Origin of the sequence: Pseudomonas sp. TWR1-1-3 (genome assembly GCF_049896805.1) — a bacterium.
Taxonomy (GTDB): Bacteria; Pseudomonadota; Gammaproteobacteria; order Pseudomonadales; family Pseudomonadaceae; genus Aquipseudomonas; species Aquipseudomonas bubulae.
Map to the genome: position 1 here is coordinate 462,165 of NZ_JAFCUZ010000003.1, position 18,935 is coordinate 481,099.

An 18,935-nucleotide genomic window follows, 5' to 3' on the forward strand; every position below is an offset into this window, starting at 1 on the left:
TAAAAATCAATCGACAGATAAATCATGCTTTCTTTCAACGGATATTTATATCAATTTAACTTTTCAATGTCTCTGCCGATGGCTCATCGGGAGTTATCGTCGAGAAATTAACGGCCACTGCTTCTTTAATTTCACCCTTTTGAGTAAAACCACTGACACCTACAATATCATTACCATTTCGAGCATCTGCTAATGGCCTTGTATAGTTCAGATCAATCTGTGAAATACTTAACTCGTCCAGCGAATGTAACTCGCTTGTACCAGTCGACTCAATCCTGCTTTGGCCATCATGATTGGCATCAACCCAAACCCTCACATCGCCCCAGCGTTCATCCTGGTTATCAAATTTAAGGTCTTTGTTGCTATCCAGGCTGCGCAGTGCATCAAATGCATTATCAAAGTTCTTTTTACTCGGAGAATCTCGGCTTCCTTGTTCGGCACCAAAATACTCTGACATCAACTCCGAGACATTATCAATTTTTCCGTTTCCATCAAGGTCCAAAACAACCATACCTTCGTCAGGGCTGCTCCACCCCGTTTGCACCTTCTCGCCGTCGTTGTTCATGTCGAAATGAACAGGAGAGGCATGAGGGTTGGTGAGTTTTGCTCCGGCCCCACCCAGATCCAAAATCAAAGGGTCTACTTTGTTTTCTAAGGCGCATTTCATTCTTGCAATTTGTTCTGGCGTTATATAGTTGAGACCTCCAACACTTTCCAAAGAAATATCAACATTAGCAGCTGGCCTTTCGATATTTGTCACAGGTACCCCTCCGCCTGTGCTGTAGCCGTTCGATGCAGAAGTAGCGCCACCTGGCCCCCCACTTCCGCCACTGTCAAGACTACCAGCCGTACCGTTACTTATACCGCCACCTGGAACTACAGACAGTGAAATATCAACCTCTACACCTTTTACTAATAAATCTTCAAATACTATTTTTATTACAATAGGTATAATCATTGAGGCATTGCCAAAATACTTTTCGAAAATCATCCCGATAGCAGCGGCATTTTGTATAAATACCGTGGCATAATTTTCCATTTGCTCTAAAAAGTTACGGCCCGGAATCTCAACGTAATTATGCCCTAGTCCACCCCCCCACACAGGAAACTCATCACCGAGCGTCCCGGCCCATTGCCATGGTTCCAAACCTAAGTATTTTACTGCGGCTTGCACGTCTCTTTTGATCACATCTTTAATTGGCAAAATGCCTTTAGCGTGAATAAAATCCGCAATAACTTGGTGGGCTAATCTGTCAGAAGCATTTTTATACATACGCGAAGTGAATTTCCTTCCGGAGCGCTCAACTGCATATCGCATGGAATTGGAAACCAGTTCGCTTGCAAAGCTTCCGTCAATATTATTGATAGATTTTGCAGCCATAAGCCAGTTAGCCGTCATCAACATCTGGTCTCTCACTTCGCCATCGGCCTGGTTGGCAATGGCTTTTTGAGCAACATTATATAAGTAATGGTATCCTCCCGCGTAGTCTTTCACGGCGAGTCTACGTTCCAGGTATTTGATATCCGCGGGTGCCAGAGGTATTTGCACCATATTGGCGCCTCCTTAATTAATTAAAAAACGATCCAGAAAATTCAACACAAAAACATCGGCTTCTTTAAGGTTGGAAATCTCACGGCTAAACAAATAGTCAATCCCAAAAGTACTTTTGTACGCTCTTTTTCCCATATAAATCAGGTCCCACTCATATATATATGCATTGCTTCCATCACGGCCCGCAACTCTATAAGTCTTTTCACTATCCTCTAACAGTTCAACCCCATCAAAAGACGCAATGGTTTTTAATGTTCGGGTGGCTCGATTTATATCAAACGGAGGAACGGATATAGGAAATAAAACTAACACCATTACATTGTTAGATTTATTTTTATAATCAACCAACTTCATGGAAGGATACTCAACACGAAGAGTGACCACGCTTTCACCGTTAAAATCAATAAGCTCGCAATCCTTATCCGAAACATCAAAGGAAAAAACACTGATATTCGTTTTTTCATTAACAAACGTGCAAGCTGCATGGGCGGGCATTGAGCCCCAAGCAAACACCAGTGATATAAGCCCACCTTGAAGATATCTACGCACTACCAGCCTCCAATATTACTGATGTATCGCCATTTCCACAGGAGTAATAAATATAGCGACCAACAAAATTCAATCTTCATAGCTCAGCGCGGAACATGGTTTTTGGACGTGTCATTTCCATACCCCATCCAAGAGCGAGATTAAAAACCTTAACGCCCTGAAAACTTTAGGCCTGGTACCAAAATATGACCACAGCGAAGCCGCCGTTCTTAATGTCGGATATTTCCGTAACTAAAAATAGTATGTAGGAGAGGGTTAAACAGGGCGCAGAACTGCGCGCCCCCGTTTAAAAAACAGACAAGTCCAGCGGCCGAATCGCGCCCATCCAGATAGCATGGTCGGTGTGGTCCAGCAGGTCGTTGCCGGTATCGGGATGCAAAAACACCACCAGACCGTGCCGGTAGAGCGCCAGCCACGGCAGGACGATGCCGATCAGTTCAGGGCCGAAAGCCAGCTGGCAGCTCCAGTCCGGGTGCGGGCCAACCGGGCGTTCGTGGACGCGGCCCATGGTGACGCCAAACAGTCGCTTGGCCTCTTCGCCCAAGGCACGCGCCTGGTCGATGGTCGAGGCGTCGAAATAGAGGTGGGCGTGGTAGCCCTTGATTCGGTGCATAAGTACCTCTTGCCCTCACCCCGCCCTCTCCCGGAGGGAGAGGGCTGCTTTAAAGCGCCAGCAACCGGCGCAATTCAGCCAGCGCCGGTGCAGTATCCGGACGCACCCCGCGCCACAGATAAAACGCCTCGGCGGCCTGTTCGGCCAGCATGCCCAAACCATCCATCACCTGACCCGCGCCATGCCCGCTGGCCCACACGCAAAACGGCGTCGGCTCCTTGCCATACATCATGTCGTAGCACAGGGTTTTACCCGGCTCGATCAGGCTGCTGGCAATGGGGGGCAGTTCGCCGCTCAGGCTGGCCGAGGTGGCATTGATGATCAGGTCGACCGGCTCGTGCAGCCAGTCAAAACCGCTTGCAGCCACCGGGCCCAGGTCGCTGAACAACTCGGCCAGCAACTCGGCTTTTTCAACGGTGCGGTTGGCGATGGTGACCGAGGCCGGCCCTTCAGCCAGCAGCGGCTCCAGCGCACCCCGCACCGCACCGCCCGCGCCCAGGATCAGGATGCGCTTACCCTTGAGGCTGAAACCGGCATTGACCGTCAGGTCGCGCACCAGCCCTGCACCATCGGTGTTGTCCCCCAGCAAAACGCCATCGGCCAATTTGCTCAGGGTGTTGACCGCTCCTGCTCGCTGGGCCCGAGCTGTCAGTTGATCCGCCAGGCGGTAGGCGTCTTCTTTGAAGGGCACTGTCACATTGGCGCCACGCCCCTGCAGGAAAAACTCCGTTGCGCAGCCAGCAAAATCATCCAGTGGTGCCAGCAAGGTGTCGTACTGCATGGCCTGGCCAGTTTGCTCGGCAAACAGGCGATGCAGCACCGGGGATTTGCTATGGGCAATCGGGTTACCAAAAACAACGTAACGGTCCATCAGGCAAGCTCCTCGGGCAGTGTCAGGCGTTGGCCAACCAGTCGCGGTCTTGCAGGAAGTAATCCGTCAGGCGCGCTTCCGGGCTTTCCGGTTCCGCTTTCCAGTCATAAGCCCAGCGCACTTGCGGTGGCAGGGACATCAGGATCGACTCGGTGCGACCGCCCGATTGCAGGCCAAACAGGGTGCCACGGTCATAGACCAGGTTGAATTCCACATAGCGTCCACGGCGGAATTCCTGGAACTCACGCTGCTGGGCAGTGTATTCGTCGTTTTTGCGGCGCTGAACGATCGGCAGGTAGGCGTCGATATAGGCATCACCAATGGCGCGAATAAAAGCGAAACAGGTGTCGAAATCCCACTCGTTCAGGTCATCAAAAAACAGGCCGCCAATACCACGGGGCTCATTGCGATGCTTGATATGGAAGTAGGTGTCGCACCACGCCTTGTAGCGCGGGTACACATCGGCACCAAATGGCGCACAGGCCTGCTCGGCCACGCGGTGCCAGTGCACGCAGTCTTCTTCAACGCCATAGTAAGGGGTGAGGTCAAAGCCGCCACCGAACCACCAGACCGGTTCTTCGCCTTCTTTCTCAGCGATAAAAAAACGCACGTTGGCGTGGGACGTTGGTACATGCGGGTTGTGCGGGTGGATCACCAGCGACACACCGAGGGCTTCAAAGCCACGGCCCGCAAGTTCAGGGCGATGAGCACTGGCCGACGGTGGCAGGCCGCTGCCGAACACATGGGAAAAGTTGACGCCGCCTTTCTCGATGACGTGGCCGTTTTCGATTACACGGGTACGACCGCCACCACCCGCCGGGCGCTCCCAGGCGTCTTCAACGAACTGGGTGCCGCCGTCTTCCGTTTGCAATGCTTTGCAAATGCGGTCTTGAAGGTCGAGCAGGTAGGCTTTTACAGCCTCGGTGCGAGTAGTCATGACATCACCTTAAATCGGGCAAAGCGACGCGGCGTGCGGGGCCGGCGGCAAAGGGGGGCTAGCATAACACCGCACTCCGGCTCACCGCAGTTGACGAAGATCACGCTTCAGCGTTGGATGGTGGCTTCGTGAAATGAGCGAGGACAGTGCAGATGGCAAAGCGTATCCAGTTTCGGGCCCACGGCGGCCCTGAAGTGCTTGAGTATGTCGATTACCAACCCGCCGAGCCGGGCCCACAGCAAGTTCGGGTGCGCAATCAGGCCATCGGTCTGAATTTCATCGATACCTATTACCGAGGTGGCTTGTACCCGCTGGCTGAACTGCCGTCCGGGCTGGGCAATGAAGGTGCGGGGATCGTTGATGCGGTGGGCAGTGACGTGCGCAATGTGAACGTCGGCGATCGCGTCGCTTACGGCACCGGGCCGCTGGGGGCATACAGTGAACTGCACGTTTTGCCTGCAGCCAATGTGGTGAAACTGCCCGAGGATATTTCCTTTGAGCAAGCCGCCGCAGTGATGCTCAAGGGCCTGACAACCCAGTACCTGCTGCGTCAGACCTACGAACTCAAAGGGGGTGAAACCATCCTGTTCCACGCTGCTGCAGGCGGGGTAGGTTCGATTGCCTGCCAATGGGCGAAAGCCTTGGGCGTGAAATTGATCGGCACGGTCAGCTCAGCCGAAAAAGCCGCCCACGCCAAAGCTCTGGGCGCGTGGGAAACCATCGACTACAGCCACGAGGATGTTGCCAAGCGTGTACTGGAATTAACCGACGGCAAGAAGTGCCCGGTGGTTTACGACGGTGTAGGCAAGGACACCTGGCTAACGTCACTGGACTGCGTAGCACCACGTGGGCTGATGGTCAGCTTTGGTAATGCTTCAGGCGCGGTAACGGGAGTCAACCTGGGGATCTTGTCGCAGAAGGGCTCGCTGTATGTCACTCGACCGACGTTGGCGTCCTACGCCAATAGCGCCGAAAACCTGCAAGCGATGGCCGATGAGCTGTTTGCGATGATCCGCAGCGGTGCAATCAAGGTTGATATCAGCCAGCGTTTTGCGTTGGCTGATGCGGCCAAGGCGCAGACGGAACTGTCGGCGCGCCGAACCACGGGATCGACGATTTTGTTGCCTTAAAACAAATTCGTAGCAGCTGCCGTAGGAACGAGGCTGCGTTCGGCGGCGCAGCCGTCGTAAAACCAGACACTGTGGTCGTTCAGAAAAATCTCGGACTCAGGTTTTACGATTGCTTCGCAACCGGACGCAGCCTCGTTCCTTCGGCAGCTGCTACAAGATCGGTTGGGCTGCAACTCATTACGCCGGGCGTACGATTTTGCCGCTAGCCAGGTCGCGGATCAGGCTCGGGTTTTTACGTCCACCCAAGTTGCCACCCAACACATGGTCGATTTGCCCACGGAAATACTGCTCCACTTTCAAGCGAGTACGCGCTGCCGGCAAACCTGCCGGGTTGGCTGAAGTCGAGACAATCGGCCCCACCAGCGCGCACAGTTCGCGCACCAGCGGGTGATCGCTCACGCGCAGCGCCACCGTATCGTGTACCCCGGTGATCCACTCGGGCAGCAAGCCCTGATGCGGCACCAGCCAGGTGTTCGGCCCTGGCCAGGTACTGGCCATGCGGTCGATCCACTCCTGGGGGAAGTCTTCAAACAGGAAGTCGAACTGGTGAATGTTGTCTGCCACCACAATCAGACCTTTATCCACAGGCCGCGATTTGATCGCCAGCAGCCGCTCGACCGCGTCTTCATCCCATGGGTCGCAGCCCAGGCCCCAGACCGCCTCGGTCGGATAGGCAATCACCGCGCCTGCGCGAATGGCTCTTGCAGCTTGTTGGACGCGCCAGGTGCTGATCATTGAATGTCTCCAGATATGTGCTGCGCGCAGTGTACTTAGCTGGCGCGAGCAAACCAACGCCCACCCTCGAGTACAACATGCCCCGCCAGTTCAAGCTCGGTCAGAGTAGCCAGCAATCGGGGCAAATCCCAACCGCTGATATTGGCCAATGCTTCGCTGGTATAGGGCGCTGCCTGCAACAATTGCACTAATGGATGACAGCTTGGAGTAAACATTTCTGTTGTGGGCAACGGCATCGAGCGCCAGCCACGCAGGCCTTCGAGAATGTGCTCAACGGTCTCGACAAGCGTAGCGCCATCACGGATCAACTGATGGCAGCCACGCGCCCCAGGGTGGTGGATGGAACCGGGCATGGCGTACACCTCGCGCCCCTGCTCTGCGGCGAGACGGGCAGTAATCAGCGAGCCGCTGGACACGCTGGCCTCGACCACCAGCACGCCAAGGGACAAACCGCTGATAATGCGGTTACGCCGCGGGAAGTTGGCGGCTTGGGGCCCGGCGTCCAGAGGAAACTCCGATACCACGGCGCTACCGTTGCAAATCATTGCGTCTGCCAATGCCCGATGGCGCTGTGGATAAAGTTTTTCCAGGCCCGTCCCCAAAACCCCCACTGTCTGCCCGCCAACGTCCAGAGCAGCCTGATGCGCTGCGCCATCAATCCCCAGCGCCAGCCCGCTGGTAATCACAAAACCGGCGCCAGCCAGGCTGCGGGAAAAGGCGGTCGCGGTGTCCAGCCCAGGCCTCGAAGCGCGTCGGCTACCGACCATCGCCAACTGCGGTTTTTCCAGAGTTGACGGCTCTCCCGCCACGAATAACAGCGGCGGGGCATCGCTCAATTCGCTTAACAGCGCCGGGTAATCGGCCTGATCGTGCAGCAGCACATGGTGTCTGGAGCGCTCAAGCCAGCGCAATGCAGCGCTGGCACCCTCACGGACTTCAGGGCCGCGCCGCGCCTGGGCACAACCCTCGGGCAGCCCCAGGGCACGCCAGGCGCTGGCAGGTGCGCTGAGCGCCGAACTGGCCGAGCCAAAGGCTCTGAACAGGCTGTAATAACGCCGTGGCCCAACGTCGGGCAAACGGTGCAAACGCAAGCGGGCCTCCAACTCTGCTGGGGATATTTCTGAGGGTGGCATAGGATCATCCTTGATCGGTTATTCCATCTGGCTGTAAGGAACAAGCTGTGGATAACTCTGTTGACAAGTTGTTTGGCTAACGATGAAAAGTACCGGGTTGATCCCCTTGGCAGAACTTGAAACGCCAATGGGAAACCCAACATTAGTTGAACGTCGCCTGGAGGCCGGGCAGGTTGGTTTCAAATTGAGACATGCACAGGTGCAGCCCGGCAGCTAGTCGTTTCATCCGTGGGTGAATCCCTTTATTATGTGCTCTCGCGTGAAACGCCTGAGCCCGAGCGGGCTCTCTCTGAAGGAGACGTTTTGCACAGGTTGCTCGAGTCCCCAGGACCCACCTGACAACCGTTTTTGAATCTTTCACACAGTGCACCAAACAAACTTATGGCTATTTTGAACATCCTCGAATTCCCAGACTCGCGTCTGCGTACCATCGCCAAACCCGTGGCGGTTGTGGACGACGAAGTCCGTCAGTTGATCGATGACATGTTTGAAACCATGTACGAGGCGCCAGGTATCGGCCTGGCCGCGACCCAGGTCAACGTGCACAAACGCATCGTGGTCATGGATCTGAGCGAAGACCGCAGCGAACCGATGGTGTTTATCAACCCCGAGTTCGAGATCCTGTCCGACGAGATGGGCCAATACCAGGAAGGCTGCCTGTCGGTACCGGGTTACTACGAGAACGTTGATCGCCCGCAGCGCGTCAAGATCAAGGCGCTGGACCGTGACGGCAAACCTTTCGAAATGATCGCCGAAGGCCTGTTGGCGGTGTGCATTCAGCATGAGTGCGACCACCTCAACGGCAAGCTCTTCGTCGATTACCTGTCTACGCTCAAGCGCGACCGGATCAAGAAGAAACTGGAAAAACTGCACCGCCAGAACGCTTGATCGGTATAAAACGCACAACACTCCCGAACTGGCAGGGACCCGATGTGGGAGCGGGCTTGCTCGCGATCGGGCCAACACGGTTCTGCTGATACACCGGGTAGCCCTCATCGCGAGCAAGCCCGCTCCCACATGAAAATGAGCCAGCCGGTCCGTTCGCTGGCTCATTGCCGTCAGTTCCCGCGCCCCCCTATTCCAAGTGAGTATTCCATGACTGAGCCACTGCGCATCGTCTTTGCCGGCACCCCAGAATTCGCCGCCGAACACCTCAAGGCACTGCTAGACACGCCTTACGAGATCGTCGCGGTCTACACCCAGCCGGACCGTCCGGCAGGGCGCGGGCAAAAGCTGATGCCAAGCCCGGTCAAACAGCTGGCGCTGGAGCACAACATCACAGTGATGCAGCCACCCACCCTGCGTGCCCCTGAGGCCCAGGCCGAACTGGCTGCACTCAAGCCGGACCTGCTGGTGGTGGTGGCCTACGGCCTGATCCTGCCGCAAGTGGTGCTGGATATTCCGCGCCTGGGCTGCATCAACAGCCACGCCTCCTTGCTGCCACGCTGGCGCGGAGCAGCGCCGATCCAGCGCGCCATCGAAGCCGGCGACAGTGAAAGCGGAGTGACCGTAATGCGTATGGAGGCGGGTCTGGACACCGGCCCCATGCTGCTCAAGTCCGTGACCGCAATCACCGCCGATGACACCGGCGGCAGCCTGCACGACCGCCTGGCCGAACTGGGCCCACCGGCCGTGATCCAGGCCATTGCCGGTCTGGCGGCGGGGACGCTGCAAGGTGAAGTCCAGGATGACAGCCTGGCGACCTACGCCCACAAGTTGAACAAGGACGAAGCGCGCATCGACTGGAGCCGCCCGGCCGTTGAGCTGGAGCGCCTGATCCGCGCCTTCAACCCGTGGCCGATCTGCCACAGCACGCTCAATGGCGAAGCCCTCAAAGTACTGGCCGCAAACCTGGCTGACGCTCAAGGTGCACCGGGACAGATTCTCGCCGCCAGCAAGGACGGCCTGATCGTGGGTTGCGGTGAAGGCGCCTTGTGCCTCACACGCCTGCAATTGCCTGGTGGCAAAGCGCTGAACTTCAGTGATTTTTTCAACAGCCGCCGTGAGAAATTCGCCGTCGGTACAGTTTTGGGTGCCGCACAATGAATCCTCGTCTGGCCGCCGCCAAAGCCCTGACTGCCGTGCTCAACGGCAAGGCATCGCTCAACAGTTCGTTGCCGCTGCAACTGGACAAGGTTGAGGTACGTGACCGCGGTCTGACCCAGGATCTGGCCTTCGGCACCGCGCGCTGGCAGCCACGCCTGTCGGCGCTGGCCAACAAGCTGCTGCAAAAACCGTTCAAGGCCGCCGACGCTGACGTCGAGGCATTGCTGCTGGTCGGTTTGTATCAACTGCTCTACACCCGCATTCCGGCCCACGCCGCCATCGGCGAAACCGTAGGTTGCGCCGACAAACTGAAAAAGCCGTGGGCCAAAGCCCTGCTTAACGCCGTATTGCGCAATGCACAGCGAGAAAGCGAAGCCTTACTGGCTGAGCTGGAGCGTGACCCGGTGGTGCGTACTGCGCACCCACGCTGGCTGCAAAAATCCCTGAAGGCTTTTTGGCCTGAGCAATGGGAAGCCATCTGTGCAGCCAACAATGCGCACCCGCCGATGATCTTGCGGGTCAACCGTCGCCATCACAGTCGTGATGCGTATCTGCAGTTGCTGGTTGAGGCAGGGATCGAAGCTCAACCTTGCACCTTTAGCCAGGACGGCATCGTGCTGGCTGCGGCCTGCGATGTACGCAATCTGCCAGGCTTTGCCGAAGGCTGGATCAGTGTCCAGGACGAAGCCGCCCAGCTGGCTGCCGATTTGCTCGATCTGGCCCCGGGCCAGCGTGTACTCGACGCCTGCTGCGCCCCCGGCGGCAAGACCTGCCACATCCTGGAAGTCGAGCCCAAGCTCGCCGGCGTGGTAGCCGTGGACCTGGAAGCCAAGCGCCTGGTGCGCGTTCGCGAGAACCTTGAACGTCTGGGCCTGAGTGCCGAGTTGATTGCGGCTGACGGCCGCGATACCGCAACCTGGTGGGACGGCAAACCATTCCAGCGCATTTTGCTGGATGCGCCTTGCTCAGCAACGGGTGTTATCCGCCGTCATCCAGACATCAAGCTGACACGCCAACCGGACGACATCGCCGCACTCGCCACCCTGCAAGGCGAACTGCTGGACGCGATGTGGCCAACCCTGGAAGTCGGTGGCATCTTGCTTTACGCCACCTGTTCGACGCTGCCGACCGAAAACACCGAGGTGATCGAAGCGTTTCTGGCCCGGACACCGGGTGCCCGCGAGCTGGATATCGCCGGTCAGTTCGGTATCAAACAACCCCACGGCCGCCAGTTGCTGGCGCAAGAAGGTGGGCATGACGGTTTCTATTACGCCAAACTGATCAAGATCGCTGCCGCACGCAGCTAACGGTTCCAGGAAATGACGGCATGAAAATCATCATCCTCGGCGCAGGCCAGGTCGGCGGTACGCTGGCAGAACATCTGGCCAGCGAAGCCAACGACATCACCGTGGTCGACACCGATGGCGAACGCCTGCGCGACCTGGGTGACCGCCTCGACATCCGCACCGTGCAGGGCCGCGCCTCGCTGCCCAATGTGCTGCGCCAGGCGGGTGCAGATGACGCCGACATGCTGGTGGCCGTGACCAACAGCGACGAGACCAATATGGTCGCGTGCCAGGTGGCCTACACGCTGTTTCACACCCCGACCAAAATCGCCCGTGTACGAGAAGCGGCTTATCTGACACGCGGCGAGGAGTTGTTTGATAACGACGCCATCCCGGTCGACGTGCTGATCAGCCCCGAGCAGGTGGTCACCAACTACATCAAGCGCCTGATCGAACACCCCGGTGCTTTGCAGGTGATCGACTTTGCCGAGGGCAAGGCGCAGTTGGTCGCGGTCAAGGCGTATTACGGTGGCCCGCTGATTGGCCAGCAATTGCGCCAGCTACGCGAGCACATGCCGAATGTGGATACACGAGTCGCGGCGATTTTCCGACGCGATCGGCCAATTACACCCCGTGGCGATACCATCATCGAGGCTGACGACGAAGTATTTTTCATCGCCGCCAGAGCCAATATTCGCGCAGTAATGAGCGAAATGCGCCGCCTTGACGAAAGCTACAAGCGTATTGTCATTGCTGGCGGCGGACAGATCGGCGAGCGCCTGGCCGAGGCCATTGAAAGCCGTTACCAGGTCAAAATCATAGAGATGAATCCTGCACGTTGCCGCTATTTGTCCGACACGCTCGACAGTACAGTTGTGCTGCAAGGTAGCGCCTCGGACCGCGACTTGATGCTCGAAGAGAACATCGCCGATGCCGACGTGTTCCTGGCCCTGACCAACGATGACGAGGCCAATATCATGTCCTCGCTGCTGGCCAAGCGCCTGGGCGCGAAGAAGGTGATGACCATCATCAACAACCCGGCCTATGTGGACCTGATCCAGGGTGGCGAAATCGATATCGCCATCAGTCCGCAGCTGGCCACCATCGGCACCTTGCTGGCCCACGTACGCCGTGGCGATATCGTCAGTGTGCACTCACTGCGCCGCGGTGCGGCGGAGGCCATCGAAGCCATCGCCCACGGTGACTCCAAGTCGAGCAAGGTGATTGGCCGCAGCATCGGTGAAATCAACTTGCCACCGGGGACCACGATTGGCGCGATCATTCGCGACGAAGAAGTGCTGATCGCCCACGACTCTACCGTCATCAATGCCGGCGACCATGTCATCCTGTTCCTTGTGGATAAAAAGCATATTCGCGACGTAGAGAAGCTGTTTCATGTGGGCTTGAGTTTTTTCTAAGGAGTCAGGGATGCTGGAATCACTGGAAAAGATGCTCGCCAAGGGTGTGGATAACTCATTGCTGCGCTTTGGCCTGGGCAAGGGCTATCTGGACCTTGGGGATAACTTGAAAGCGGCGGAGCATCTGCAGCGTTGCGTCGGCTTTGACCCCAAGTATTCGGCGGCCTGGAAGCTGCTGGGCAAGGCGCAGCTGGCGGCGGGGGATCGTGCGGCAGCGCGGGCGGCATGGGAGCAGGGGATTGCAGCGGCTCAGGCCCATGGCGACAAGCAGGCCGAGAAAGAAATGACGGTGTTTTTGAAGAAGCTGGATAAGTCGCAGTAATTCATCCAGCTTCATATTGGGAACTTGATGTGGGAGCGAGCCTGCTCGCGAAGATCGTTAGATAATCGCGGCGCTTGTGAAACCTTCGCGAGCAGGCTCGCTCCCACGGGATGCATGTCTGGTCAGTACCAGCGCGCCTCACCCGGCGGACGCTTCTTGAAGCGCTTCATGCTCCACATGTACTGGCTCGGGTACGCCCGCACATACTTCTCGACCACCTTGCTCATGGCCGCGCACGAGGTCGCCGTATCGGTGCTGTACATCTCTTCGGGCGCCGCTTCCAGAATCACTTTGAAACCCGAACCGTCGGGCAAGCGCAATGCGTGGAGGAACACGCCCACCGCTTTGCCGCCCGCCAGCATATTGGGCACAAACTTGCTGGTCAGGGCCATCGTGCCGAGGAACGGCACAAAAATTCCGGCTGACTCAGCGGGCTCCGGATCTGCCGGAATGCCCACCTGACCACCTTTGCGCACCTCCTTGATCACGCTCAGGATGCCTTCTTTGGTCGATGCCGCCACGCGGTTGCCCAGCTGAACGCGTTGCTTTTGCAGCAATTCATCCACAGCCTTGAGCTTGGGCGGGCGGTAAAAAATGATCGGCTTGCACTGGCTGCAATAGAAGTGGTTGAGCACTTCCCAGTTGCCCAGATGGCTGGTGATGCCTACCACGCCCTTGCCTGAGGCCAGGGCGTCCTTGAGCACGTCCAGACCTTCGACTTCACGCACCAGGTCAATCGAACGCTGGGCCGGCCAGATCCAGGCGCACGCGCTCTCGGTCAGGCTTTTACCGATGTCCTTGAGGCTCTGGCCCACGAGTTGCTCACGGGCGACCGGGTCCATTTCGGGGAAGCATTTGGCCAGGTTGATCCGCACCACATCGCGCGAACGATTAGGCAGTTTCCACATCAACCAGCCAATGGCCGAGCCCACGCGTTGCACCGCGCTCCACGGGAGCATGGCAAACAATCGCAAAGCCCCGACCAGCAAGGCGCCTTTAAACTTTTCCACAGAATAATCTCTCGAAAGCACTCGTAGCAGCTGCCGAAGGCTGCGTCCGATTGCGAAGCAATCGTAAATGCTGAGTGCTTGATTTTACTGACACATCGCAGGGCCTGACTTCACGACGGCTGCGCCGCCGGACGCAGCCTTCGGCAGCTGCTACGGGTTATGCGTGTGGCGAAAAAAGACATTCTAACCGCCGTTGGCCAGTTCCGCGTAACGGTCGCAATACGTGGCATGGTCCATAACCATGCCGCTGGCCTGCATAAAGGCGTAGCAAATGGTCGGGCCGACGAACGTAAAACCGGCTTTTTTCAGGCCTTTGCTCATGGCTTCGGCCTCTGGCGTCACCGCAGGGAATTCATGGCGTTCAGTAAAGTGGTTGATCTTCGGTTTACCACCCACAAACGACCATAAAAACTCCACCGGGTTGTCCAGAGCCAGCCAGGCCCGGGCATTGCGTCGTGCTCCGGCCACCTTGAGACGGTTGCGGATAATCCCCGGATCCTGCAACAAAACCTCGATTTCAGTGTCCGTCATAACTGCCAAACGCTGCACATCAAAGCCAAACATGACCTTGCGATAGTGCTCGCGCTTCTTCAAAACCGTGATCCATGACAAACCTGCCTGGAACCCTTCGAGCAATAACAACTCGAACAGCCCATGCGCATCGCGCAACGGCACGCCCCACTCTTGATCGTGATAAGCGGCATACAGCGGATCTTCTGAACACCAGAAGCAACGTGGCATATAGGCTCCAGGGGGTGGAGGGGCGACCGAATCGGGTATACTCCCGCTCTTTAAATCGCAGCCCAAGAAACAGGTGAATTTGTGAGCCAGCCTACGCCAGCAGTGCGTACCTTCCAAGACTTGATCCTCGCCCTCCAGCAATACTGGGCCGAGCAAGGTTGTGTGGTGCTTCAGCCCTACGATATGGAAGTGGGCGCCGGCACATTCCATACCGCCACGTTTTTGCGCTCTCTGGGCCCGGAAACCTGGAACGCCGCTTATGTGCAGCCCAGTCGTCGTCCGACTGACGGCCGCTACGGCGAAAACCCGAACCGTTTGCAGCACTACTACCAGTTCCAGGTGGTTTTGAAGCCAAACCCGCCAAACTTCCAGGAGCTGTACCTGGGTTCGCTGAAACATATCGGCCTGGACCCACTGGTACACGATATCCGTTTCGTAGAAGACAACTGGGAATCGCCAACACTGGGCGCCTGGGGTCTGGGCTGGGAAATCTGGCTCAACGGTATGGAAGTCACCCAGTTCACCTACTTCCAGCAAGTAGGCGGCATTGAGTGCTACCCGGTTACCGGCGAAATCACCTACGGCCTTGAGCGTTTGGCTATGTACCTGCAGGGCGTGGATTCTGTCTACGACCTGGTATGGACTGACGGCCCGTTCGGCAAAGTGACCTACGGCGACGTGTTCCATCAGAACGAAGTCGAGCAGTCGACTTACAACTTCGAACACGCCAACGTCGACAAACTGTTCGAACTGTTCGATTTCTATGAAAGCGAAGCCAAGCGCCTGATCGAACTCGACCAGCCGCTGCCGTTGCCAAGCTACGAAATGGTGCTCAAGGCATCCCACACGTTCAACCTGCTGGATGCCCGCCGCGCCATTTCCGTGACCGCGCGTCAGCAATACATCCTGCGTGTGCGTACCCTGGCGCGTTCGGTGGCTCAGGCCTACCTTGAAGCTCGCGCCAAGCTGGGCTTCCCGATGGCTCCGCCGGATTTACGTGATGAAGTGTTGGCTAAGTTGGAGGCAGCACAATGAGTGCTCAAGATTTTCTGGTTGAACTGGGCACTGAAGAACTGCCACCAAAAGCCCTCAATACCCTAGCTGATGCATTTCTCGCCGGGATTGAAAAAGGCCTGCAAACAGCCGGTCTGAAATTCAGCGCGAAAAAAGTCTACGCCGCACCGCGCCGCCTGGCCGTTCTGCTGACCCAGCTGGAAACCCAGCAGCCTGACCGCAGCATCAATATCGACGGCCCGCCACGTCAAGCTGCTTTCGATGCCGAAGGCAACCCGACCCAGGCAGCCCTTGGCTTTGCCAAAAAATGCGGTGTTGAGCTGAGCGAAATCGACCAGAGCGGCCCGAAACTGCGTTTCAGCCAGGTGATCGTCGGCAAGCCGACCGCCAGCCTGCTGCCGACCATCGTTGAAGACTCGCTCAATGACCTGCCGATCCCCAAGCGTATGCGCTGGGGCGCGCGCAAGGTCGAGTTCGTACGTCCAACCCAGTGGCTGGTCATGCTGCTGGGCGACGAGGTCATCGATTGCACGATCCTTGCGCAAAAAGCCGGTCGTGAGTCCCGTGGCCACCGCTTCCATCACCCGGAAAACGTGCGCATCAGCGCCCCGGCCAACTACGCCGAAGACCTGCGCAAAGCCTACGTGCTGGCCGATTTCTTTGAGCGTCGCGAGCTGATTTCCAAGCGTGTGGCCGAGCTGGCGACGATGCAGGAAGGCAGCGCTATCGTGCCGCCGGCCCTGCTCGACGAAGTGACCGCGCTGGTTGAATGGCCGGTGCCGCTGGTGTGCTCGTTTGAAGAGCGCTTCCTGGACGTCCCGCAAGAAGCCCTGATCACCACCATGCAGGACAACCAGAAGTACTTCTGCCTGCTGGACGTCGATGGCAAATTGCTCCCGCGCTTTATTACCGTGGCCAACATCGAGAGCAAAGACCCGCAGCAGATCATCTCGGGTAACGAGAAAGTGGTTCGCCCGCGCCTGACCGATGCCGAGTTCTTCTTCAAGCAAGACAAGAAGCAAAAACTCGAGAGCTTCAACCTGCGTCTGCAAAACGTGGTATTCCAGGCCCAACTGGGCAGTGTTTACGACAAGGCTGAGCGTGTTTCGAAACTGGCGGCATTCATTGCCCCGCGCATTGGCGGTGACGCACCGCGTGCCGCCCGTGCCGGTTTGCTGTCCAAGTGCGACCTGGCCACGGAAATGGTCGGTGAGTTCCCGGAGATGCAAGGCATTGCCGGTTACTACTACGCGCTGAATGACGGCGAGCCTGAAGACGTCGCCCTGGCGTTGAACGAGCAGTACATGCCGCGTGGCGCGGGCGCGGAGTTGCCGAGCACCCTGACCGGTGCTGCAGTGGCCATCGCCGACAAGCTCGACACCCTGGTGGGTATTTTCGGCATTGGCATGTTGCCTACAGGCAGCAAAGACCCGTACGCACTGCGTCGTGCAGCGCTGGGTATCCTGCGCATCCTGATCGACAAGAAACTCGACCTCGACCTGACTGAAGCAGTGAAATTCGCTGTCAGCGCTTTCGGGGCCAAGATCAAGCCGGCCGGTCTGGCAGATCAGGTTCTGGAATTCATCTTCGACCGCCTGCGTGCGCGTTACGAAGACGAAGGCGTGGACGTGGCCACTTACCTGTCGGTACGTGCCCTCAACCCAACGTCGGCGCTGGACTTCGATCAGCGCGTGCAAGCCGTACAAGCGTTCCGCCAGTTGCCGGAAGCCGCTGCACTGGCCGCCGTGAACAAACGCGTTTCGAACCTGCTGAGCAAGGTTGAAGGCACGGTTTCGACCCACGTTGAAGCCCGCTATTTCGACAATGCTTGTGAGTTCTCGCTGTTCTCGGCCATCCAGAAGGCCGACGAGGCCGTACAGCCAATGGCTGCTGCCCGTCAGTACAACGAAGCCCTGACCCGTCTGGCCTCGTTGCGCGAGCCGGTGGATGCGTTCTTCGAAGCGGTGATGATCAACGCAGAAGACCCGAGCGTGCGGGCTAACCGCTACGCCTTGCTGGCCCGTCTGCGTGGCCTGTTCCTGGGTGTTGCCGATATTTCACTGCTGGGCTGAGGGGTTGCCGTTGAAACTGCTGATTCTCGATCGGGACGGAGTAATCAATTACGACTCCGACGCTTACATCAAGTCAGTCGAGGAGTGGCAACCACTGCCCGGCGCGATCGAGGCCATTGCGCAGTTGAGCAAGGCCGGCTGGACAGTCGCCATCGCGACCAACCAGTCCGGCATTGCCCGCGGCTACTATGATGTTGCCACGCTGGACGCCATGCACGCCCGCTTGCGGGCGCTGGTGGCAGAGCAGGGTGGCGAGGTCGGATTGATTGTCTATTGCCCACACGGACCTGACGCGGGTTGCGCTTGCCGTAAGCCCAAACCTGGCATGTTGCAAACGATTGCCAACCATTACGGCGTTGATTTGGCCCAATGTTGGTTCGTCGGTGACAGTTTGGGTGACTTGCAGGCTGCGCAAGCCGTCGATTCTCAGCCAGTTTTGGTAAAAACCGGAAAGGGCCTACAGACATTGGCCAAAGAGTTACCGGTTAATACTCTAGTATTTGACGATCTGGCGGCAGTCGCCGCAGAACTTATCCACAAATAAAGCATGTTCGAACACTGGCCTGCACGTTATGCGCTGGCCTGTTCCCTTATGCTTTATCCGCAACGGTAAAAGCCGCTATGTCGATACTGCAGGCCATCAGAACCTTCTTCTTTTACCTGCTGCTGGGCACCAGCTCTCTGCTGTGGTGCTCGCTGAGCTTTTTTGTCGCTCCGTTTTTGCCATTCCGTGCGCGCTATCGGTTTATCAATGTTTACTGGTGCCGCTGCGCGCTGTGGCTGACACGGGTGTTCTTGAAAATTGACGTTCGGGTTACGGGCGCAGAAAACATCCCGCAACGACCGTGCGTGATTCTGGCCAACCACCAAAGTACCTGGGAGACGTTTTTTCTCTCGGCCTACTTTCAGCCGTTGAGCCAGGTACTCAAACGCGAATTGCTGTATGTGCCGTTTTTTGGCTGGGCGATGGCGATGCTGCGCCCGATTGCCATCGACCGTGACAACCCCAAGGCTGCGCTCAAGCACATTGCAAAAAAGGGTGATGAGCTGCTCAAGGACAACATTTGGGTGCTGATCTTCCCGGAAGGCACCCGCGTGCCGTTTGGCCAGGTGGGAAAATTTTCCCGGGGAGGCACGGCCCTGGCGGTCAACGCCGAACTACCGGTACTACCGATTGCCCACAACGCGGGCAAGTTCTGGCCCAAGACGGGCTGGGCGAAAAAGGCTGGCACCATCGAGCTGGTCATCGGTGAACCGATGTACGCCAACGGCAGCGGTCCACGGGCCATTGCCGAGCTGAACGACCGGGTACAGGCCTGGAACGAGCAGGCTCAGCGCGACATGGGTTCGTTGCCACCTATAGCTAAACCTTCTGAAACGATTGTGAACTAAGCAAATTGTGGATAACTTGTGCACAAGTTTTCTTTTTTTGTGAAAAAACAGACGTAAGCCTATGATTTTCATGCTTATTTCAGACTGTAAGTTTTCACCTAAATACGTGCATAA

At 57.3% G+C, this 18,935-nt stretch carries 19 protein-coding genes; 10 read left to right on the top strand and 9 right to left on the bottom strand.

The window, feature by feature from the left end:
- Nucleotides 1–55 precede the first annotated feature (55 nt).
- From ACP7BE_RS15000 to hemF, 5 genes are all read right to left on the bottom strand, one after another.
- On the bottom strand, nt 56–1,552 hold the full coding sequence (locus tag ACP7BE_RS15000) for a hypothetical protein (protein WP_426106350.1): 1,497 nt from the start codon (nt 1,550–1,552) through the stop codon (nt 56–58).
- Nucleotides 1,553–1,564: 12 nt separating this feature from the next.
- Complete coding sequence (locus tag ACP7BE_RS15005) at nt 1,565–2,101, bottom strand: hypothetical protein (RefSeq protein ID WP_141228134.1); 537 nt, start codon at nt 2,099–2,101, stop codon at nt 1,565–1,567.
- Nucleotides 2,102–2,387: 286 nt separating this feature from the next.
- The gene (locus ACP7BE_RS15010) at nt 2,388–2,714 is read right to left on the bottom strand and encodes a DOPA 4,5-dioxygenase family protein (protein ID WP_426106353.1); all 327 of its coding nucleotides are present in this window, start codon (nt 2,712–2,714) and stop codon (nt 2,388–2,390) included.
- Between the two features lie 49 nt (nt 2,715–2,763).
- The gene (gene aroE, locus ACP7BE_RS15015) at nt 2,764–3,585 is read right to left on the bottom strand and encodes a shikimate dehydrogenase (RefSeq protein WP_095017918.1); all 822 of its coding nucleotides are present in this window, start codon (nt 3,583–3,585) and stop codon (nt 2,764–2,766) included.
- A 22-nt stretch (nt 3,586–3,607) separates the two neighbouring features.
- Complete coding sequence (hemF, locus tag ACP7BE_RS15020; RefSeq protein ID WP_426106355.1) at nt 3,608–4,522, bottom strand: oxygen-dependent coproporphyrinogen oxidase; 915 nt, start codon at nt 4,520–4,522, stop codon at nt 3,608–3,610.
- A 152-nt stretch (nt 4,523–4,674) separates the two neighbouring features.
- Between hemF and ACP7BE_RS15025 the strand changes: the two genes are divergently transcribed.
- Nucleotides 4,675–5,652 (top strand): quinone oxidoreductase family protein, encoded by a 978-nt coding sequence (locus ACP7BE_RS15025; RefSeq protein ID WP_095017919.1) that lies wholly within the window; start codon nt 4,675–4,677, stop codon nt 5,650–5,652.
- Nucleotides 5,653–5,829: 177 nt separating this feature from the next.
- On the opposite strand, the gene ACP7BE_RS15030 is transcribed toward ACP7BE_RS15025, so the two are convergent.
- Nucleotides 5,830–6,387, bottom strand: a complete 558-nt coding sequence (locus ACP7BE_RS15030; RefSeq protein WP_094999595.1) for an L-threonylcarbamoyladenylate synthase — start codon at nt 6,385–6,387, stop codon at nt 5,830–5,832.
- 35 nt (nt 6,388–6,422) lie between these two features.
- Nucleotides 6,423–7,520 carry a DNA-processing protein DprA gene (dprA, locus tag ACP7BE_RS15035; RefSeq protein ID WP_426106358.1) on the bottom strand — a complete coding sequence of 366 codons (1,098 nt, stop codon included), beginning with the start codon at nt 7,518–7,520 and terminating at the stop codon, nt 6,423–6,425.
- Between the two features lie 381 nt (nt 7,521–7,901).
- Between dprA and def the strand changes: the two genes are divergently transcribed.
- The 5 genes from def to ACP7BE_RS15060 all read left to right on the top strand — a co-directional run bounded on the left by def (nt 7,902) and on the right by ACP7BE_RS15060 (nt 12,592).
- Nucleotides 7,902–8,408, top strand: a complete 507-nt coding sequence (gene def, locus ACP7BE_RS15040; protein ID WP_016782844.1) for a peptide deformylase — start codon at nt 7,902–7,904, stop codon at nt 8,406–8,408.
- Nucleotides 8,409–8,615: 207 nt separating this feature from the next.
- Nucleotides 8,616–9,566, top strand: coding sequence for a methionyl-tRNA formyltransferase (fmt, locus tag ACP7BE_RS15045; RefSeq protein WP_094999593.1), 951 nt, complete (start codon nt 8,616–8,618; stop codon nt 9,564–9,566).
- The gene (rsmB, locus tag ACP7BE_RS15050; protein ID WP_095017920.1) at nt 9,563–10,873 is read left to right on the top strand and encodes a 16S rRNA (cytosine(967)-C(5))-methyltransferase RsmB; all 1,311 of its coding nucleotides are present in this window, start codon (nt 9,563–9,565) and stop codon (nt 10,871–10,873) included. Before fmt ends, rsmB begins: the two co-directional genes overlap by 4 nt.
- A 20-nt stretch (nt 10,874–10,893) precedes the next feature.
- A complete protein-coding gene (trkA, locus tag ACP7BE_RS15055; protein ID WP_094999591.1) occupies nt 10,894–12,270 on the top strand; it encodes a Trk system potassium transporter TrkA in 1,377 nt (458 codons plus the stop codon).
- A 10-nt stretch (nt 12,271–12,280) separates the two neighbouring features.
- Nucleotides 12,281–12,592, top strand: a complete 312-nt coding sequence (locus tag ACP7BE_RS15060; protein ID WP_094999590.1) for a tetratricopeptide repeat protein — start codon at nt 12,281–12,283, stop codon at nt 12,590–12,592.
- Between the two features lie 122 nt (nt 12,593–12,714).
- On the opposite strand, the gene ACP7BE_RS15065 is transcribed toward ACP7BE_RS15060, so the two are convergent.
- Together ACP7BE_RS15065 and ACP7BE_RS15070 are read right to left on the bottom strand one after the other, a co-directional pair.
- A complete protein-coding gene (locus tag ACP7BE_RS15065; RefSeq protein ID WP_094999589.1) occupies nt 12,715–13,602 on the bottom strand; it encodes a lysophospholipid acyltransferase in 888 nt (295 codons plus the stop codon).
- A gap of 183 nt (nt 13,603–13,785) precedes the next feature.
- Nucleotides 13,786–14,343 carry a DNA-3-methyladenine glycosylase I gene (locus ACP7BE_RS15070; RefSeq protein ID WP_095020604.1) on the bottom strand — a complete coding sequence of 186 codons (558 nt, stop codon included), beginning with the start codon at nt 14,341–14,343 and terminating at the stop codon, nt 13,786–13,788.
- A gap of 81 nt (nt 14,344–14,424) precedes the next feature.
- On the opposite strand from ACP7BE_RS15070, the gene glyQ reads away from it, so the two are divergent.
- The 4 genes from glyQ (at nt 14,425) to ACP7BE_RS15090 (ending at nt 18,821) form a co-directional block, all read left to right on the top strand.
- Complete coding sequence (glyQ, locus tag ACP7BE_RS15075; protein ID WP_003437964.1) at nt 14,425–15,378, top strand: glycine--tRNA ligase subunit alpha; 954 nt, start codon at nt 14,425–14,427, stop codon at nt 15,376–15,378.
- Nucleotides 15,375–17,429: a glycine--tRNA ligase subunit beta gene (gene glyS, locus ACP7BE_RS15080; protein ID WP_426106364.1), complete on the top strand. Its 2,055-nt coding sequence runs from the start codon at nt 15,375–15,377 to the stop codon at nt 17,427–17,429. Before glyQ ends, glyS begins: the two co-directional genes overlap by 4 nt.
- A 4-nt stretch (nt 17,430–17,433) precedes the next feature.
- Nucleotides 17,434–17,973 carry a D-glycero-beta-D-manno-heptose 1,7-bisphosphate 7-phosphatase gene (gmhB, locus tag ACP7BE_RS15085; RefSeq protein ID WP_165446529.1) on the top strand — a complete coding sequence of 180 codons (540 nt, stop codon included), beginning with the start codon at nt 17,434–17,436 and terminating at the stop codon, nt 17,971–17,973.
- Between the two features lie 77 nt (nt 17,974–18,050).
- The gene (locus ACP7BE_RS15090; RefSeq protein ID WP_094999585.1) at nt 18,051–18,821 is read left to right on the top strand and encodes a lysophospholipid acyltransferase family protein; all 771 of its coding nucleotides are present in this window, start codon (nt 18,051–18,053) and stop codon (nt 18,819–18,821) included.
- Nucleotides 18,822–18,935: the final 114 nt, after the last annotated feature.

Coding starts and splice junctions, on each gene's coding strand:
- ACP7BE_RS15000 (WP_426106350.1), bottom strand. CDS start 1,552: ATGGTGCAAATACCTCTGGCACCCGCGGATATCAAATACCTGGAACGT.
- ACP7BE_RS15010 (WP_426106353.1), bottom strand. CDS start 2,714: ATGCACCGAATCAAGGGCTACCACGCCCACCTCTATTTCGACGCCTCG.
- aroE (WP_095017918.1), bottom strand. CDS start 3,585: ATGGACCGTTACGTTGTTTTTGGTAACCCGATTGCCCATAGCAAATCC.
- hemF (WP_426106355.1), bottom strand. CDS start 4,522: ATGACTACTCGCACCGAGGCTGTAAAAGCCTACCTGCTCGACCTTCAA.
- ACP7BE_RS15025 (WP_095017919.1), top strand. CDS start 4,675: ATGGCAAAGCGTATCCAGTTTCGGGCCCACGGCGGCCCTGAAGTGCTT.
- ACP7BE_RS15030 (WP_094999595.1), bottom strand. CDS start 6,387: ATGATCAGCACCTGGCGCGTCCAACAAGCTGCAAGAGCCATTCGCGCA.
- dprA (WP_426106358.1), bottom strand. CDS start 7,520: ATGCCACCCTCAGAAATATCCCCAGCAGAGTTGGAGGCCCGCTTGCGT.
- def (WP_016782844.1), top strand. CDS start 7,902: ATGGCTATTTTGAACATCCTCGAATTCCCAGACTCGCGTCTGCGTACC.
- fmt (WP_094999593.1), top strand. CDS start 8,616: ATGACTGAGCCACTGCGCATCGTCTTTGCCGGCACCCCAGAATTCGCC.
- rsmB (WP_095017920.1), top strand. CDS start 9,563: ATGAATCCTCGTCTGGCCGCCGCCAAAGCCCTGACTGCCGTGCTCAAC.
- trkA (WP_094999591.1), top strand. CDS start 10,894: ATGAAAATCATCATCCTCGGCGCAGGCCAGGTCGGCGGTACGCTGGCA.
- ACP7BE_RS15060 (WP_094999590.1), top strand. CDS start 12,281: ATGCTGGAATCACTGGAAAAGATGCTCGCCAAGGGTGTGGATAACTCA.
- ACP7BE_RS15070 (WP_095020604.1), bottom strand. CDS start 14,343: ATGCCACGTTGCTTCTGGTGTTCAGAAGATCCGCTGTATGCCGCTTAT.
- glyS (WP_426106364.1), top strand. CDS start 15,375: ATGAGTGCTCAAGATTTTCTGGTTGAACTGGGCACTGAAGAACTGCCA.
- ACP7BE_RS15090 (WP_094999585.1), top strand. CDS start 18,051: ATGTCGATACTGCAGGCCATCAGAACCTTCTTCTTTTACCTGCTGCTG.